The organism is Methylomonas sp. DH-1, assembly GCF_046097555.1.
Lineage (GTDB): Bacteria > Pseudomonadota > Gammaproteobacteria > Methylococcales > Methylomonadaceae > Methylomonas > Methylomonas koyamae.
Map to the genome: position 1 here is coordinate 936,440 of NZ_CP143089.1, position 14,984 is coordinate 951,423.

At 55.7% G+C, this 14,984-nt stretch carries 18 protein-coding genes and 1 other RNA gene; 16 read left to right on the plus strand and 3 right to left on the minus strand.

All coding sequences use genetic code 11. From position 1 onward, the window contains the following. Positions 1-1,308 (minus strand): Xaa-Pro aminopeptidase, encoded by a 1,308-nt coding sequence (gene pepP, locus VXJ35_RS04580; protein WP_064020658.1) that lies wholly within the window; start codon positions 1,306-1,308, stop codon positions 1-3. An 11-nt stretch (positions 1,309-1,319) separates the two neighbouring features. Beyond that, positions 1,320-1,886, minus strand: a complete 567-nt coding sequence (locus VXJ35_RS04585; protein WP_231879516.1) for a UPF0149 family protein — start codon at positions 1,884-1,886, stop codon at positions 1,320-1,322. 66 nt (positions 1,887-1,952) lie between these two features. Here VXJ35_RS04585 and VXJ35_RS04590 point away from each other — a divergent pair, with 66 nt between their 5' ends. The 4 genes from VXJ35_RS04590 (at position 1,953) to VXJ35_RS04605 (ending at position 3,410) form a co-directional block, all read left to right on the plus strand. After that, positions 1,953-2,180 carry a TIGR02449 family protein gene (locus VXJ35_RS04590; RefSeq protein WP_054762145.1) on the plus strand — a complete coding sequence of 76 codons (228 nt, stop codon included), beginning with the start codon at positions 1,953-1,955 and terminating at the stop codon, positions 2,178-2,180. After that, entirely contained in the window at positions 2,177-2,473 is a 297-nt protein-coding gene (locus VXJ35_RS04595; protein ID WP_054762147.1) for a cell division protein ZapA, read from the plus strand. Before VXJ35_RS04590 ends, VXJ35_RS04595 begins: the two co-directional genes overlap by 4 nt. A 20-nt stretch (positions 2,474-2,493) precedes the next feature. Beyond that, a non-coding RNA gene (gene ssrS, locus VXJ35_RS04600) (6S RNA) lies at positions 2,494-2,673 on the plus strand. A gap of 575 nt (positions 2,674-3,248) precedes the next feature. After that, positions 3,249-3,410 carry a hypothetical protein gene (locus VXJ35_RS04605; protein ID WP_172680302.1) on the plus strand — a complete coding sequence of 54 codons (162 nt, stop codon included), beginning with the start codon at positions 3,249-3,251 and terminating at the stop codon, positions 3,408-3,410. A 162-nt stretch (positions 3,411-3,572) separates the two neighbouring features. Here VXJ35_RS04605 and VXJ35_RS04610 read toward each other — a convergent pair whose 3' ends face one another. After that, positions 3,573-4,880 (minus strand): replication-associated recombination protein A, encoded by a 1,308-nt coding sequence (locus VXJ35_RS04610; RefSeq protein ID WP_064020660.1) that lies wholly within the window; start codon positions 4,878-4,880, stop codon positions 3,573-3,575. Between the two features lie 81 nt (positions 4,881-4,961). Here VXJ35_RS04610 and accA point away from each other — a divergent pair, with 81 nt between their 5' ends. The 12 genes from accA (at position 4,962) to truD (ending at position 14,916) form a co-directional block, all read left to right on the plus strand. Further along, the gene (gene accA / locus VXJ35_RS04615) at positions 4,962-5,939 is read left to right on the plus strand and encodes an acetyl-CoA carboxylase carboxyl transferase subunit alpha (protein WP_064020661.1); all 978 of its coding nucleotides are present in this window, start codon (positions 4,962-4,964) and stop codon (positions 5,937-5,939) included. Between the two features lie 64 nt (positions 5,940-6,003). Then, positions 6,004-7,350, plus strand: coding sequence for a tRNA lysidine(34) synthetase TilS (tilS, locus tag VXJ35_RS04620; RefSeq protein WP_064023368.1), 1,347 nt, complete (start codon positions 6,004-6,006; stop codon positions 7,348-7,350). A 9-nt stretch (positions 7,351-7,359) separates the two neighbouring features. Continuing rightward, on the plus strand, positions 7,360-7,548 hold the full coding sequence (locus tag VXJ35_RS04625) for a hypothetical protein (RefSeq protein ID WP_054762151.1): 189 nt from the start codon (positions 7,360-7,362) through the stop codon (positions 7,546-7,548). A 2-nt stretch (positions 7,549-7,550) separates the two neighbouring features. Beyond that, on the plus strand, positions 7,551-7,745 hold the full coding sequence (locus VXJ35_RS04630; protein ID WP_054762152.1) for a hypothetical protein: 195 nt from the start codon (positions 7,551-7,553) through the stop codon (positions 7,743-7,745). 155 nt (positions 7,746-7,900) lie between these two features. Then, positions 7,901-9,541: a CTP synthase gene (locus tag VXJ35_RS04635; protein ID WP_064020662.1), complete on the plus strand. Its 1,641-nt coding sequence runs from the start codon at positions 7,901-7,903 to the stop codon at positions 9,539-9,541. A gap of 12 nt (positions 9,542-9,553) precedes the next feature. Further along, positions 9,554-10,387, plus strand: a complete 834-nt coding sequence (gene kdsA, locus VXJ35_RS04640) for a 3-deoxy-8-phosphooctulonate synthase (protein ID WP_064020663.1) — start codon at positions 9,554-9,556, stop codon at positions 10,385-10,387. Positions 10,388-10,398: 11 nt separating this feature from the next. Continuing rightward, the gene (locus tag VXJ35_RS04645) at positions 10,399-11,004 is read left to right on the plus strand and encodes a Uma2 family endonuclease (RefSeq protein ID WP_064020664.1); all 606 of its coding nucleotides are present in this window, start codon (positions 10,399-10,401) and stop codon (positions 11,002-11,004) included. Positions 11,005-11,045: 41 nt separating this feature from the next. Then, entirely contained in the window at positions 11,046-12,329 is a 1,284-nt protein-coding gene (gene eno, locus VXJ35_RS04650; RefSeq protein ID WP_157198281.1) for a phosphopyruvate hydratase, read from the plus strand. A gap of 117 nt (positions 12,330-12,446) precedes the next feature. Then, positions 12,447-12,716 (plus strand): cell division protein FtsB, encoded by a 270-nt coding sequence (gene ftsB / locus VXJ35_RS04655; RefSeq protein ID WP_054762158.1) that lies wholly within the window; start codon positions 12,447-12,449, stop codon positions 12,714-12,716. Between the two features lie 3 nt (positions 12,717-12,719). After that, positions 12,720-13,415 carry a 2-C-methyl-D-erythritol 4-phosphate cytidylyltransferase gene (ispD, locus tag VXJ35_RS04660; RefSeq protein WP_064020666.1) on the plus strand — a complete coding sequence of 232 codons (696 nt, stop codon included), beginning with the start codon at positions 12,720-12,722 and terminating at the stop codon, positions 13,413-13,415. Further along, positions 13,412-13,885 (plus strand): 2-C-methyl-D-erythritol 2,4-cyclodiphosphate synthase, encoded by a 474-nt coding sequence (ispF, locus tag VXJ35_RS04665; RefSeq protein WP_064020667.1) that lies wholly within the window; start codon positions 13,412-13,414, stop codon positions 13,883-13,885. The genes ispD and ispF overlap by 4 nt, the downstream gene beginning before the upstream one ends. Continuing rightward, entirely contained in the window at positions 13,882-14,916 is a 1,035-nt protein-coding gene (gene truD / locus VXJ35_RS04670; protein ID WP_064020668.1) for a tRNA pseudouridine(13) synthase TruD, read from the plus strand. Before ispF ends, truD begins: the two co-directional genes overlap by 4 nt. Positions 14,917-14,984 lie beyond the last annotated feature (68 nt).

Below are 14,984 nucleotides of genomic sequence, written 5' to 3' on the forward strand. Positions count from 1 at the left end.
TTAGCCCGTCATTAACGCTTCGATGGCGTCTATCGACTTTGGTACGCCGCCGGTCAGAATCTCGTGGCCGTCTTTGGTGACCAGTACGTCGTCCTCGATCCGGATGCCGATGCCGCGCCATTGTTTGTCGACGCTGTCGCAATCGGCCGGCACGTAAAGGCCAGGCTCCACTGTCAACACCATGCCCGGTTCCAGCAAGCGCCATTCGTCCTTGATTTTGTAATCGCCGACGTCGTGTACGTCCATGCCCAGCCAGTGGCCGATGCGGTGCATGTAGAACTGTTTATATTTCTCGTCCTTGATCAGTTTTTTCACCCGGCCTTTCAACAGGCCCAGCTCCACCAAGCCCCTGGTCAAGGTTTCCACCGAGGCGTCGTGGGCCTTGTTCCACGGGTTACCGGGTTTGATCTCGGCCAAAGCGGCAGCTTGGGCATCTAGCACCAATTGGTACAACAAACGTTGCGGCTCGCTGAATTTGCCGGATACCGGGAAGGTGCGGGTGATGTCGGCGGCGTAATGGTCGCATTCGACGCCGGCGTCGATCAGCAACAGGTCGCCTTTGTTCAGTTTGTCTTTGTTTTCGGTGTAATGCAGCACGCAGGCGTTTTTGCCGCCGGCGACGATGGACGGGTAGGCCACCGCGCGCAGGCCGTCTTGTACGAACTCGTGTACCAGTTCGGCTTCGACCTGGTATTCGTATAAGCCCGGTCTGCAGGCTTTCATGGCACGGACGTGGGCTTTGGCCGAGACTTCGGCGGCGCGGCGCATCAGTTTCAATTCCTCGGCGCTTTTGAACAGCCGCATCTCGTGCAGGATGTGCTCCAACGATACCAATTCGCCCGGTGCCGTAATGCCGGAACGCGATTGCTTACGGATGTTGTTGATCCACTCCATCAGCTTGTGGTCGAGATCGCTGTCCTTGCCCATCGGATAGAACACCTTGCTCTTGTTTTCCAGCATGCCGGGCAGGATGTCGTCCAGATCGTCGATCGGAAACGAATCGTCGGCCTCGTAATGTTTGGTAGCGCCTTCCAGGCCCGCGTGCGCGCCTTCCCATAAGGCTTTTTTTTCGTCGAATTCGCGGCAAAACAGGATGTATTCGCCTTGTTCGCGGCCGGGAATGAATACGGCCATCGATTCGGCTTCGTTGAAGCCGGTCAGATAGTAAAAGTCGCTGTCTTGGCGAAACGGGTAATGCACGTCGCGGTTGCGGGTACGGTGCGGGGCGCTGGCAATAATGGCGATATTGCCTTTGCCGATTTGCTTCATCAGGCTGGCGCGGCGTTTTTTGAATTCGCTTTGTTTCATCGGCTGGCGGCTTAATGGGGTTGTAGCGGATTTTGTTCGGCAAACTGGTCGCGCACGGTGAATACGGCGGCGCGTACATATTCGCGGATTTCGATCAGTGCGTTCTCGTCGTCCCCTTCGCCCAGTTCGCTGTCGATTTTGGTCAGTTCGATCATGTCTCGCATCACCTCGGCCGTGTCGCCGGGCCAGTCGGCGTCGGTATGAGCGTAGCCGACGCCGAACAGAAAGCCCTGGCACCAACAACGCAAGGCCTCCACTTGCTCGGCCAATGCGTCGTCCTCGTCCGGCAGCAATAAGTCGAATGCGAATTCGTCGTTCTGGTTTTCCAATAAAGTCCGGGTTTGTTCGAAGATGCCACACAGCAGATTTTTGTCGTCGTCGGCCAGGTGCTGGCCGTCGGCAAACAATTCCCGCAGCCAGTTCTCGACGTCGGCCTTGATTTCGACGCAGAGCATACCGGTAGCGACCCCGTGGGCCTCGGCGGCGCCGAAGTCCGCGTCGTGTTGTTCCAGAATTTCGCTGATCGCGCGGTAGGTCATCGGATACGGGTTTCCTATCAAGGAGCTGTTCAAATACATGGCTTATGCTAACATTCCTAGCCGAACGTGAGGATTATAACGTCATATCAGCCCATACTTCTGACTATGTCTCAACCAGAAAAAGATCCGTCAACCGAACTCGAAGCGCTGGAAAAAAAACTGGATTTGCTGATCGCTCAGTTCAATCAAGTCAAAAATGAGAACAAGTCGTTGAAAGTCAAACAGGATGCCTTGGTTAAGGAGAAAGCCAAATTGCTGGAAAAAACCACGCTGGCCAAAGCCCGAGTCGAAGCCATGATCGCCCGCCTGAAAGCGATGGAACACGACTCATGAGCAAAGCCGTTCACCCCGTCTCGTTGAATATTCTGGACAAGGAATACAAAATCGCCTGTGCGCCGGACGAAAGAGAGACTTTAATCAGTTCCGCCCGCGAGCTGGACAAACAAATGCGCAAAATCCGCGATACCGGTAAAGTCAGCGGTGCCGATCGGATTGCCGTGTTGGCGGCGTTGAATCTGGCCCACGATTGGGCCGCGGAAGCTCACAAGTCTGCTGGGGCCGGCGATATCGCTAGCCGCTTGGCAGATTTGCGCGTCAAAATAGAAAACGTTTTGGAAAACCCGTAAATCCGGTAAACTACAAGTCCAATCTCCTGCAGCGTTCGAGCAGTACTGGGTGTTTCCTGAACCTGCATTTGCCCCGGAAGCTTTTTACCCGTCATGGTGTGCATGCCTGTTCGATCAGGAAGCCTGATTGGCGGGAATCGGTTTCCACTTGAACCTCCGGTTCAAGGACGAAAGTATCAGACGGCGCAGGCGGGAGATCTCTTCAATTTTCTTTCCTTTAGTCAGATCGGCGTTCCTCACTAATAGTCCTACCTTATACGGGCAGTTTTAGTGCCGCGGCCAACAGGCCTTGGCCAACCTCAAAATCGTCCCACCTTTGCCGGTTCCGGCATACAGACGCAATTCGTCGAGTTTGCTTCCAAATTGTTTTTTGAATGAAGTTACGGTTGCAAACGGCGTCCGGCACTCCGGTTTTTCGGTCGACCTTTGCAGCGAGCGTTCGATCACAAGATGTGCTTGGTTCGCGAAAGGCAAAAAACTACCGCTTGAACCAGATATTGCGCGCTGCGATGTATATCGCATATACAAACGCCAACAAGAACAGAGGTTTTATGCGGGAGCGTGGAATCCGGAAAATCGCGGTTTTTGTCGGTAAGCCTGTGGTTTTATATCCGAAATATGCGACATGTATTAAATAACGGTAAATCCGGTCTGGCAATAAATGGCGTTTTGGATTTTACTTACTGCGCGCCGTTGCTTGAGGTGGCGGGAATGGATTTTTAAAACGCAGTGGGTTGGATGCGCTTTTGATTTAATTTACCGTAGGGTGGTCGCAATGAATGATTTTAAAAAAGACGTGTTTGTTGGCTTGGTTTCGTTTTCCGGCATACTGAGTTTTATTTTCGGGCAATTCATAATTTCAACGATGCTGTTCGGTATAGCGGCGCTATCCAGCACTATGTTGGCGGATAATCGCGCTAAGCTCGAAAGGTTTTAAAGGTTTCTCCATTTGGCGGAGATTCGCAGGTAGATATTTTCGATATTTGCTTGCTTTCGCTCCCGTATCGGCCCTCCGGTACGGGAGTTTTTTTATGCGCGCTATTACAGTAAATGCCGTCTTCAAACGCCTTAACTAAATAACGAAATCCGCGACCGATTTTTATTGTTTTCGCAAAAACTCCAGTTTCTCTTTTATTTTTATTTCCAGCCCGCGTTCGACCGGAAAATAATAGCGTTTTCCAATTAAAGGCTCCGGAAAATAGTTTTCGCCGGCGGCATAGGCGTTTTTCTCGTCGTGAGCGTAACGGTATTCTGCACCGTGTCCCAGCTCCTTCATCAATTTAGTCGGTGCATTGCGCAAATGCATCGGTACTTCAAGCGAACCGCTGGTTCGAGCATCGGTCATTGCCGCTTTGTAGGCCACGTAAACCGCATTGCTTTTCGGCGCGCAGGCCAGATAAACGATGGCTTGTGCCAGCGACAGTTCGCCTTCCGGGCTGCCCAGGCGTTCGTAGGCGTGGGCGGCGTTCAACGCCAGCTCCAGACCGCGCGGGTCGGCGTTACCGATGTCTTCCGACGCCATCCGTACCACGCGGCGGGCGATGTACAACGGGTCGCAACCGCCGTCTATCATCCGGCAGAACCAATACAGTGCCGCATCGGGGTCGGTACCGCGCACTGATTTGTGCAGCGCGGAAATCTGGTCGTAGAAAATATCGCCGCCCTTGTCGAAACGGGCGGCATGGCCTTGCAACACTTCGTCCAGCACCTCGCGATTGACCACGTCCTTGCCGTCGACGTTTTCCGCCAGATCGGCGGCAATCTGCAAAATGTTCAAACAGCGGCGGGCGTCGCCATCGGCGGCCTTGGCAATCATCAGCAACACCTCGTCGTCAATGACCAGATTACGGCTGCCCAGGCCGCGAACCGGATCGGTCAGCGCGTTATGCAGCAGATTCAGCAAGTCGTCGGCGTCGATACTACGCATCACGTAAACCCGCAGCCGCGACAGTAGCGCGTTGTTCAGCTCGAACGACGGGTTTTCGGTGGTAGCGCCGAATAAAATGATCGCGCCGCTTTCGATCGGCGCCAGCAGGGAATCCTGCTGGCTTTTCGAGAAGCGGTGAATCTCGTCGATAAATACCACGGTGTTGAGATTGCGGCTCAGCTTGACGTCCTCGGCCTCGGCGACGGCGGCGCGAATTTCCTTGACGCCGGCCATCACCGCCGACAATTCGATGAAATGACAATGGGCGCTGGCGGCGATAATTTTCGCCAGCGTGGTCTTGCCGACGCCGGGTGGCCCCCAAAACACCAGGGAGTGCGGCGCGCCCTGATCTATCGCTGCGCGCAACGACTTGCCCTTGGCCAGCAAATGCTGTTGGCCTATGTATTGGTCCAGATTGGTGGGTCGCATCCGGGCGGCCAGCGGGGCGTGCGGGTTGATGTCGAAGGCGTCTTTGTTCATGGTCAGGTAAAACTGATAGGCAATGGCGGCATTTTTCTTTAAAATCGCCGGCCATTTTATTGATTCTCTGGCCGGATTGACATGGATTTAAAATTCTTAGATTTCGAACAGCCCATCGCCGAATTGCAAGCCAAAATTGAAGAGCTGCGCAAGGTGGAGCTGGACAACAATTTCGACATTTCCGAGACGCTGAAGCAGCTCGAGCAAAAATGCGAAATGCTGACCGAGAGTATTTTCAGCAATCTGACCGACTGGCAGATTTCGCAATTGTCGCGCCATCCGGGCCGTCCCTATACGCTGGACTATGTCAATCTGATGTTTACTGATTTCCACGAGTTGCACGGCGACCGGGCTTACGCCGACGATCCGGCCATCGTCTGCGGCTTGGCGCGGCTGGAAGGCCAGCCGGTGGTGGTGATCGGTCATCAAAAAGGTCGCGACACCAGGGAAAAGATTTACCGCAACTTCGGTATGCCGCGTCCGGAGGGCTACCGCAAGGCCTTGCGGGTCATGAAGTTGGCCGAGCGTTTTAAACTACCGATTATTTGTCTGATCGATACTCCGGGCGCCTATCCCGGCATCGGCGCCGAAGAGCGCGGCCAGAGCGAGGCCATCGCCCGCAACCTGTTCGAAATGTCCAAACTCAGAACGCCGGTGATCTGCGTGGTGATCGGCGAAGGCGGTTCCGGCGGTGCGTTGGCCATCGGTGTCGGCGATCGTCTGTTGATGTTGGAATACAGCACCTATGCGGTAATTTCCCCGGAAGGTTGCGCGTCGATCTTGTGGAAAAGCGCGGACAAAGCCCAGTTGGCGGCCGAAGCGATGGGGATCACGTCCGACCGGGTGCGCGAGCAAGGCTTTTTGGACGAGGTAGTGCGCGAACCGGTCGGCGGCGGCCACCGTAATTTTCAAAAAATCGCCGAGAATTTGCAGGAAGCTTTGTTGCGGCATTTGGCGGAATTGAATCAAGAGGCGGCTGCCAACATGGATCAAATGTTGGAAAAACGCTACCAGCGGATCATGCGTTTCGGCTCTTACATCGAAGAGCCCGTCAAATAATTCGGCCCGATTCGTTCGTTAAGCAAAAGGCCGGCTGCGTTCGGCCTTTTTTATGAGCCGGAAAATGTCCAGTCTCGATCCGCGTCTGATCACGAAACTATTGCCGCCGGGGTGCCGAACGGTTTACTTGGCCTATAGCGGCGGCTTGGACTCGCATGCGCTATTACATCTAGCCACAGCCATCGGTGATTTGCGCGGCAGGCTGGTTGCCGTCTACGTTAACCATGGCTTGCAAGCCGCCGCCGCCGATTGGGGCGAGCATTGCCGCCGCCAATGCTTGGAATTGGGGGTGGCGTTCCGAATCGTCGAAGTCGATGCGGCGGCGCGAAGCGGCGAAGGTCCGGAAGCGGCCGCGCGCGAAGCCAGGTACCGGGCTCTGCGCCAATTGTTGCAGGTGGACGATGTGCTGTTGCTGGCCCAACACCGCGACGACCAAATGGAGACGTTGTTGCTGCAATTGTTCAGAGGCGCCGGTTTGGCCGGTTTGGCCGGCATGCCCGCCAGTGCGGCGTTTGGTTGCGGCCTAATGCTGCGGCCTTTTTTGGATATTTCCAGAAAAGATATCCTTGACTACGCGCTGGCGAACAACTTGCGATGGGTGGAAGATCCCAGCAACCAAAGTAACGATTTCGACCGTAACTTTCTGCGCAATCAAATTGTGCCGTTGTTGAAGCAGCGCTGGCCGGGATTGGATAAGACGGTGGCGCGTTCGGCCGCGCATTGCGGCGAAGCCTCGCGCCTGTTAGACGATTGGGCGGATCGAGTTCTGGGAGAGTTAGCCGATGCCGAACAAGCCGGCATTTGCCTGGCCGGCTTAAGCGAACTAACCGAGGAGCAGTGTAGCGTCGTACTGCGAAGGTGGTTGGTCGGTTTCGGCTTGAAGCCGCCTAGTGCGGCCATTATCAAGGCGTTGGCGGCACAGGTGTCGGCTGGTCCGGGTAAAGCTTCGCCGCCGCAAATCCACATTCAGGGATGCCGCATCCTTGGCTATCGGCAAAAGTTGTTTTGCATTCCGGCGGCGGCGTTGAGTAAATTCACGGGCGATTTATTATGGCCGAAACCGGATGCGCGGTTAGACTTGGCGAACGGCTATTGCTTGCGCAGGATTGAGGCGCTCTCCGGAATCGGCAAAGATTATTGGGAGAGGGCCGAGGTGTCGGTTAAGGCCCGCGCTGGCGGCGAAAAACTCAAGTTGCCGGGGCGGGCAGGGCATCATTGCCTGAAGAAGCTGTACCAGGAAGCCGGTATTCCGCCGTGGGAACGCGAGCAACGGCCGTTGGTCTATCTCGACGGACGCTTAGCGGCGATCGCAGGTTTATGGGTGGCCGAATGGGCTTGGGTGGCCGAGGCGGCTTGTTACCGAGTGGTTTGGCAGGCCGAGGCCGGGCTTGGCGATACTCACCACAAATGAGGAGGGGTTATGTTTCCGGATATTTTGCAGAGCGCGATTGTCGGCATGATGGTCGCTATACCGACCATCGTAGTTTATAAAAAAGCCGGCTTACATCCGGCGTGGGCGGCATTGGTGTTCCTGCCGGTGTTCGGCTTGCTGTTGGTATTCCTGCAGTTGGCTTTTCAAGGCTGGCCTAACTTGAGACAGGAGCGTTAACCATGGAATTATTTTTTATCATTCTGCCGGCCTACATCCTGTTTTGCCTCTGGCTGGCTTACCGTATTTTGCAAAAAGCCGGATTCGACGGCCGTTGGGCATTGGTGTTAATGGTGCCGGTGGTGAACATCATCATGATTTGGGTGTTCGCCTTCAGTTCGTGGCCGAATTTGCGGCCGGGGGTGAAGCTGGAATGACGGCATTCGCCGGCCGTTTCAATAAAGCCGGCGTTGCCGCGATGCTGCCTCTGGGTCGGTTGCTCCGTCTAATTTAGCGGCAAGCTACCGCCAAAGCTGCTAAAATCCGCGTTTGTTTTGATCCTGCTATTCGCTAAACAGGGCGCAAATCCTTAATGACAAAATTCATCTTTATCACCGGCGGCGTGGTGTCTTCCTTGGGGAAAGGTATTGCCGCTTCGTCGTTGGCGGCGATTCTTGAAGATCGCGGCCTTAAAGTCACCATCACCAAACTCGATCCTTACATCAACGTCGATCCCGGCACGATGAGCCCATTCCAGCACGGCGAAGTCTTCGTCACCGAGGATGGCGCGGAAACCGATTTGGACCTGGGCCATTACGAGCGGTTTTTGAAGGCCACGATGGCCAAGAAAAACAATTTCACTACCGGCCAGGTGTACGAGCAGGTGTTGCGCAACGAGCGCAAGGGCGAGTATCTGGGTGCCACGGTGCAGGTCATCCCGCACATCACCGACGAAATCAAACGCCGGGTGTTCGCCAGTGCCGAAGGCATGGACATCGGCATCATCGAAGTCGGCGGCACGGTCGGCGACATCGAGTCGCTACCCTTCCTGGAAACCATCCGCCAGATGGGTGTGGAACTGGGGCGCGACCGCGCCGTGTTCATCCACTTGACGCTGGTGCCTTACATCAAATCGGCCGGCGAACTGAAAACCAAGCCCACCCAGCATTCGGTCAAGGAGCTGCGTACCATCGGTATCCAGCCGGACATTCTGATTTGCCGTTCCGAGCAACCGATTCCCGCCAGCGAACGCCGCAAAATCGCGCTATTTACCAACGTCAGCGAAAAGGCCGTTATTTCGGCGATCGATGCCGATACGATTTATCGCATCCCATTATTGTTACGCGAACAAGGCCTGGACGATCTGGTGGTGCACCAGTTGCGTCTCGATGTGCCGCCCGCCGACTTGACTGCCTGGGAAAAAGTCGTCGACGGCTTGACCCATCCGACCGACGAAGTGCAAATCGCCATCGTCGGCAAATACGTCGATCACACCGATGCCTATAAATCGCTGAACGAAGCCTTGCTGCATGCCGGCATCCATACCCGGCACAAGGTCGAGATCAAATACATCGACTCCGAAACCATCGAGCAGGAAGGCACCGCGCAACTGAAAGACGTCGACGCGATTCTGGTGCCGGGCGGTTTCGGCGAGCGCGGCGTGGAAGGCAAAATTTCCACCGTGCGTTTTGCCCGCGAGAACAAGATTCCGTACTTGGGCATTTGTCTGGGTATGCAGTCCGCAGTGATTGAGTTTGCCCGCAACGTGGTAGGTTTGGAAGGCGCACATAGTACCGAATTCCTGCCGAAAAGCCCGCATCCGGTGATCGGCTTGATCACCGAATGGATGGACGAAGCCGGCGAACTGGTGACCCGCGACGAAGATTCCGACATCGGCGGCACCATGCGCCTGGGCGCGCAAAAATGCCGCTTGAAGTCCGATTCGCTGGCGTTCGCGGTGTATCAAAAAGATGTGATTACCGAGCGCCATCGCCACCGCTACGAGTTCAACAATCAATATTTGAAACAACTGGAAGCCGCCGGCATGCGTTTTTCCGGCAAATCGCTGGACGGCCGCCTGGTCGAGATCGTCGAATTTGCCGACCATCCCTGGTTCCTGGCCTGCCAGTTTCATCCGGAATTCACTTCGACGCCGCGCAACGGCCATCCGCTGTTTTCCGGCTTTGTCGAAGCGGCCGCCAAGCACAAAAAGCATTCACCCGAATCCAAGTAACCAAGGTCAAGCATGCAACTTTGCAATTTCGAAGCCGGACTCGACAAACCGTTATTTCTGATCGCCGGCACTTGCGTGATCGAAAGCGAACAAATGACGCTGGATACTGCCGGCAAATTGAAGGAAATCGCTAGCGAGCTGGGCATTCCCTTCATCTATAAATCTTCGTTCGACAAGGCCAACCGTTCGTCGATGAGCAGTTTCCGTGGTCTGGGGCTGGAAACCGGCTTGCAGATTCTGGAAAAGGTCAAACAACAACTCAATGTGCCGGTGTTAACCGACGTCCACGAAGACACGCCGTTGGCCGAGGTCGCCGCCGTAGTCGACGTGATGCAAACTCCGGCTTTCCTGTGCCGACAAACCAACTTCATCCAAAGCGTCGCCGCTCAAGGCAAGCCGGTTAATATCAAGAAAGGCCAGTTCATGGCGCCGTGGGATATGGGTAACGTCGTCGCCAAGGCCAAGGCCACCGGCAACGACAAAATCATGGTCTGCGAGCGCGGCGTGTCCTTCGGTTATAACAATCTAGTTTCCGACATGCGTTCGCTGGCGGTGATGCGCGACACGCAGTGTCCGGTGGTATTCGACGCTACCCATTCGGTGCAACTGCCGGGCGGGCAGGGTAGCTGCTCGGGCGGTCAGCGCGAGCATGTGCCGGTATTGGCGCGGGCGGCGGTGGCGGCTGGCGTTGCCGGTCTGTTCATGGAGACCCACCCAAAGCCGGAAGAAGCCTTGAGCGACGGTCCCAACTCCTGGCCGCTGCATCGGATGAAAGAATTGTTGGAAACCTTGATGACGATAGACCGCGCGGTCAAGTCCGGTCCGTTCATCGAAACCACCCTTTAGTTTCTATTGCCATGGCCAAAATCACCCAGTTATCGCAGCTCGATTTATCGGCCAGCTATAGCTATGCGGATTATTTGACCTGGCAATTGGACGAAACTATCGAGTTGATCAAGGGCAAAATTTCGTTGATGGCACCGGCACCGAACGTTAAGCACCAAAAAATTTCCTGGAGCTTAAACGGTACGCTATTCAGCTATTTCAAAAATAAAAAATGTGTCGCTTTTGCTGCTCCGTTTGACGTTCGCCTCTACGACCGCCGCAAATCCATCCTCGCCAGCCAGGACATCTTTACCGTCGTCCAGCCCGACATCTGCGTCATCTGCGACCCGGACAAACTCGACGAACAGGGTTGCAACGGCGCGCCGGACTGGATTATCGAAATCGTTTCCAAGGGCAGTTCCAAACAAGATGCCCAGATCAAACACGCGTTGTACGCCGAAAGCGGCGTCACCGAATACTGGCTGGTATTCCCGTACGAAACCGTCATCCAGCAATTCGTGTTGAACGATCAGGGCCAATACCATTTGCAGTGCAGTTTTGCCGGCGACGATATAGCGACCCCGAATTTATTCCCGGATTTGAGTATAGCCTTGAGCGAGCTCTTCCCCGACAATTAAAAACCACCATTAACCATATCCCTATTACGGAGCAACTGAAGATCATGAGAATCGTTGATGTAAAAGCTAGAGAAGTTCTGGACTCGCGCGGCAACCCTAGCGTCGAAGCCGAAGTGTATTTGGATTCCGGTGTGGTCGGCAGTGCCATGGTGCCGTCCGGCGCCTCGACCGGCGAGCGTGAAGCTATCGAATTGCGCGACGGCGACAAAAACCGTTACCTGGGCAAAGGCGTATTGAAAGCCGTCAACAACGTCAACACTGCATTGAAAGACGCGGTCGTTGGTATGCAAGCCGACGACCAAACGGCATTGGACCAAAAAATGATAGCCCTGGACGGCACCAACGCGAAAAGCAACCTGGGCGCCAACGCGATCCTGGGCGTATCGATGGCCGCTGCTCGCGCTGCCGCACAAGAAGCTGGCAAACCGCTGTATCAATTCATGAACAAATCCGGCGAATTTATCCTGCCGGTACCGATGATGAACATCATCAACGGCGGTTCGCACGCCGACAATAGCGTCGACTTGCAAGAATTCATGATCCTGCCGGTTGGCGCGCCAACCTTCCGCGAAGCGATCCGTTACGGCGCCGAAGTATTCCACAACCTGGCGAAAGTCTTGAAAGGCAAAGGCCTGGCCACTACCGTCGGCGACGAAGGCGGTTTCGCGCCTAACCTGCGCTCCAACGAAGAAGCTATCGAAGTGATCCTGGAAGCCATCGAAAAAGCCGGTTACAAAGCCGGTCAAGACATCTACCTGGGTATGGACGCGGCCGCTTCCGAGTATTTCGAAAACGACAAATACTTCCTGTCCGCCGAAAACCGTAGCTTTACTTCCACAGAAATGGTCGACTTCCTGGCGGCTTGGGTCGATAAATACCCCATCATCTCCATCGAAGACGGTCTGGACGAAAACGATTGGGACGGCTGGAAATATCAAACCGAAAAATTGGGCAACCGCATCCAATTGGTCGGCGACGACTTGTTCGTGACCAACCCAGCGATCCTGAAAGAAGGCATCGAAAAAGGCATCGCTAACTCCATCCTGATCAAGGTCAACCAAATCGGCACGCTGACCGAAACCCTGGAAGCGATCAGCATGGCGTCTGCCGCCGGTTACAGCGCCGTGGTTTCACACCGTTCCGGCGAAACCGAAGACACCACCATTGCCGACCTGGTCGTCGCTACCGGCACCGGCCAGATCAAAACCGGTTCCTTGAGCCGTTCCGACCGCGTTGCCAAATACAACCGTCTGATGAAAATCGAAGACGAGTTGGGCGCCAAAGCCCGCTATGCCGGCCGCAGCGCGTTCAAAATGTTGAAATAAAATAGCGTAGGTTGGGTTAGCTCGATAGAGCGTAACCCGACACGTCGGCTTTTAAGTTGGGTTACACCCTTCGCTACCGCTTAGGGCTAACCCAACCTACATTTTCGAGATACCGCCATCAAAACCCTGATCTTAGTCATCATCGCGTTGACGCTGCACTTCCAGTATCGGTTGTGGTTCGGCGATGCCAGCTTGTCGCAGATTCGCGAGTACCGCGCGCGGTTGGAAGAATTGACCAAGGAAGCCCAGGAAAAAAAGGAACGCAACGACGCCTTGTACGCCGAGGTAAAGGATTTGCGCAAGGGTCTGGAAACCATCGAAGAACGCGCCCGCTACGAGCTGGGCATGATCAAGGAAAACGAAACTTTCTTTCAAGTGCTTGAGTAAAGCATGAACCAAATTCCCAAATGTTGGGCCGTGGTGCCCGCAGCCGGCGTCGGCAAACGCATGCAGGCCGACCGCCCCAAACAATATCTGCCGCTGGCCGGCAAGACCGTCATTGAACACACCTTGGGCCGCTTGCTGGCATCCGGCGCCTTTCAAAAAGTTGCGGTAGCGATTTCGGTCGAAGACCCGTACTGGCCGGAGCTAGACATTTCCAAGCATCCCGATGTGATCACCGCGCCCGGCGGCAAGGAACGCGCCGATTCGGTACTGTCGGCGCTGAAATCCCTGCAAGGCTTGGCCAGCGAAGACGATTGGGTGCTCGTGCACGACGCCGCCCGCCCCTGTCTGACCGCCGCCGACATTCATTTGCAAATCGACAGTCTGAAGCATGACGCCGTCGGCGGCATTCTAGCCTTGAGTTCGCATGACACTCTGAAGCATGTCGATGGTGACACCATCACCGCGACCATAGACCGCAAACACGTCTGGCGCGCGCTGACTCCGCAAATGTTCAAATACGGCATGCTGCGCGACGCCCTGCAGCAAACCGAAGGCAATCCGGCCGTCACCGACGAAGCCAGCGCGCTGGAAATTCTCGGCTTCAAACCGAAGATCGTCGAAGGCCGCCCCGACAACATCAAAATCACCCGCCCGGAAGATCTGGCGTTGGCGCAATTTTATATGGAGCAACAAGCATGATTCGAGTCGGCATGGGCTACGACGTCCACCGCTTCAACGACGGCGACCACATCATTTTGGGCGGCGTCACCATCCCCTACGAAAAAGGCCTGGAAGCCCATTCCGACGGTGACGTGGTGTTGCACGCGCTGGCCGACGCAATACTCGGCGCGGCAGCGTTGGGCGACATCGGCAAACACTTCCCGGATACCGATCCCAACTTCAAGGGTGCCGACAGCCGGGTGCTGCTGCGCCACGTCTACAATATCGTCAAAGAAAAAGGCTATAAGCTGGTCAACGCCGACGTCACCATCATCGCCCAGGCCCCAAAAATGCTGCCGCACGTGCCGGCCATGCGCGCCAACATCGCCGCCGACCTGGAAGTGGATGTCGACTGCATCAACGTCAAAGCCACCACCACCGAGAAACTCGGCTTCGAAGGCCGCAAGGAAGGCATCGCGGTGCAGGCGGTGGTGTTGATCGAAAAGTGAGCCAATTTACCCTGCCGATCTGGCCTTTTGCTTACGGCGGCCCATCCGGCACTGGCAACATCAAAACCGTCCCCGACGACTTCATCGTCGAAGAAATCCTCGGCTTCGAGCCGGAAGGCAGCGGCGAGCACGTGTTTTTGTTCGTCGAAAAAATCGGCGAAAACACCGAATACGTCGCCCGCTTGCTGGCCCGCCACGCCGGCGTCAGGCAACGCGACATCGGCTACGCCGGCCTGAAAGACCGCCATGGCCGCACCCGGCAATGGTTCAGCGTTTGGCTGCCGGGAAAGGACGATCCCGATTGGTCTGCTGTTGAATCAGAAAGCCTGAAAGTCCTGCAAGTCGTCCGCCATCCGCGCAAACTCAAGCGCGGCGTGCTGGCCGGCAACCGTTTCGAAATTCTGCTTCGCAACTGGCAAGGCGACCGCGCGCAAGCCGAAAGCCAACTCCGGCAAATCCAAACTCGAGGCTTTCCCAATTACTTCGGCCCGCAACGCTTCGGCCACCAAGGCCGAAATATCGACAAAGCCTTGGCACTGTTCGGCGGCGCTAAACTCAAGCGCGAACAGGCATCGATTTACCTGTCCGCCGCCCGCTCCTATTTGTTCAATCTGATTTTGGCCGAGCGCGTCAGCCAAGGCAATTGGGATCAAGCTTTGGCCGGCGATATTTTCAAACTGGCGGCGAGCAACAGCCTGTTTGCCGGCGCAGCGGCCGATGCCGGCCTGGCAGTGCGGGTGGCAGCCGGCGAGATTCATCCGACCGGCGTGCTGTACGGTAAAGCCGGCCTGTTTGCCGAGGCCGACGCCGGACAGATCGAGCAAGCGGTGTTAAACGCGAATCCGTTATTGGTCGAGGGCTTGCGAGTCCATGCCGATGCCGCCGACCGCCGTGCGCTAAGGGCGATGCCGGGCGAACTGGGTTGGGAGTGGGAACACGCAGGCCTGTGCTTAGGTTTTTCGTTGCCGGCCGGCAGTTACGCGACAGCCTTGCTGAGGGAGTTGATCGGCGACGAATCGGCCGCTGCGTAGCGGTTTATTGTGTAAATTGGACTTGGGTACAACTGTTGGTAGGATTGTGATCTTAATCAATTTATAAT

What these genes read in the sequence shown, in the direction of transcription:
- pepP (WP_064020658.1), bottom strand. Translation starts at nt 1,308, where the DNA reads ATGAAACAAAGCGAATTCAAAAAACGCCGCGCCAGCCTGATGAAGCAA.
- VXJ35_RS04585 (WP_231879516.1), bottom strand. Translation starts at nt 1,886, where the DNA reads ATGTATTTGAACAGCTCCTTGATAGGAAACCCGTATCCGATGACCTAC.
- VXJ35_RS04590 (WP_054762145.1), top strand. Translation starts at nt 1,953, where the DNA reads ATGTCTCAACCAGAAAAAGATCCGTCAACCGAACTCGAAGCGCTGGAA.
- VXJ35_RS04595 (WP_054762147.1), top strand. Translation starts at nt 2,177, where the DNA reads ATGAGCAAAGCCGTTCACCCCGTCTCGTTGAATATTCTGGACAAGGAA.
- VXJ35_RS04605 (WP_172680302.1), top strand. Translation starts at nt 3,249, where the DNA reads ATGAATGATTTTAAAAAAGACGTGTTTGTTGGCTTGGTTTCGTTTTCC.
- VXJ35_RS04610 (WP_064020660.1), bottom strand. Translation starts at nt 4,880, where the DNA reads ATGAACAAAGACGCCTTCGACATCAACCCGCACGCCCCGCTGGCCGCC.
- accA (WP_064020661.1), top strand. Translation starts at nt 4,962, where the DNA reads ATGGATTTAAAATTCTTAGATTTCGAACAGCCCATCGCCGAATTGCAA.
- tilS (WP_064023368.1), top strand. Translation starts at nt 6,004, where the DNA reads ATGTCCAGTCTCGATCCGCGTCTGATCACGAAACTATTGCCGCCGGGG.
- VXJ35_RS04625 (WP_054762151.1), top strand. Translation starts at nt 7,360, where the DNA reads ATGTTTCCGGATATTTTGCAGAGCGCGATTGTCGGCATGATGGTCGCT.
- VXJ35_RS04630 (WP_054762152.1), top strand. Translation starts at nt 7,551, where the DNA reads ATGGAATTATTTTTTATCATTCTGCCGGCCTACATCCTGTTTTGCCTC.
- VXJ35_RS04635 (WP_064020662.1), top strand. Translation starts at nt 7,901, where the DNA reads ATGACAAAATTCATCTTTATCACCGGCGGCGTGGTGTCTTCCTTGGGG.
- kdsA (WP_064020663.1), top strand. Translation starts at nt 9,554, where the DNA reads ATGCAACTTTGCAATTTCGAAGCCGGACTCGACAAACCGTTATTTCTG.
- VXJ35_RS04645 (WP_064020664.1), top strand. Translation starts at nt 10,399, where the DNA reads ATGGCCAAAATCACCCAGTTATCGCAGCTCGATTTATCGGCCAGCTAT.
- ispD (WP_064020666.1), top strand. Translation starts at nt 12,720, where the DNA reads ATGAACCAAATTCCCAAATGTTGGGCCGTGGTGCCCGCAGCCGGCGTC.
- ispF (WP_064020667.1), top strand. Translation starts at nt 13,412, where the DNA reads ATGATTCGAGTCGGCATGGGCTACGACGTCCACCGCTTCAACGACGGC.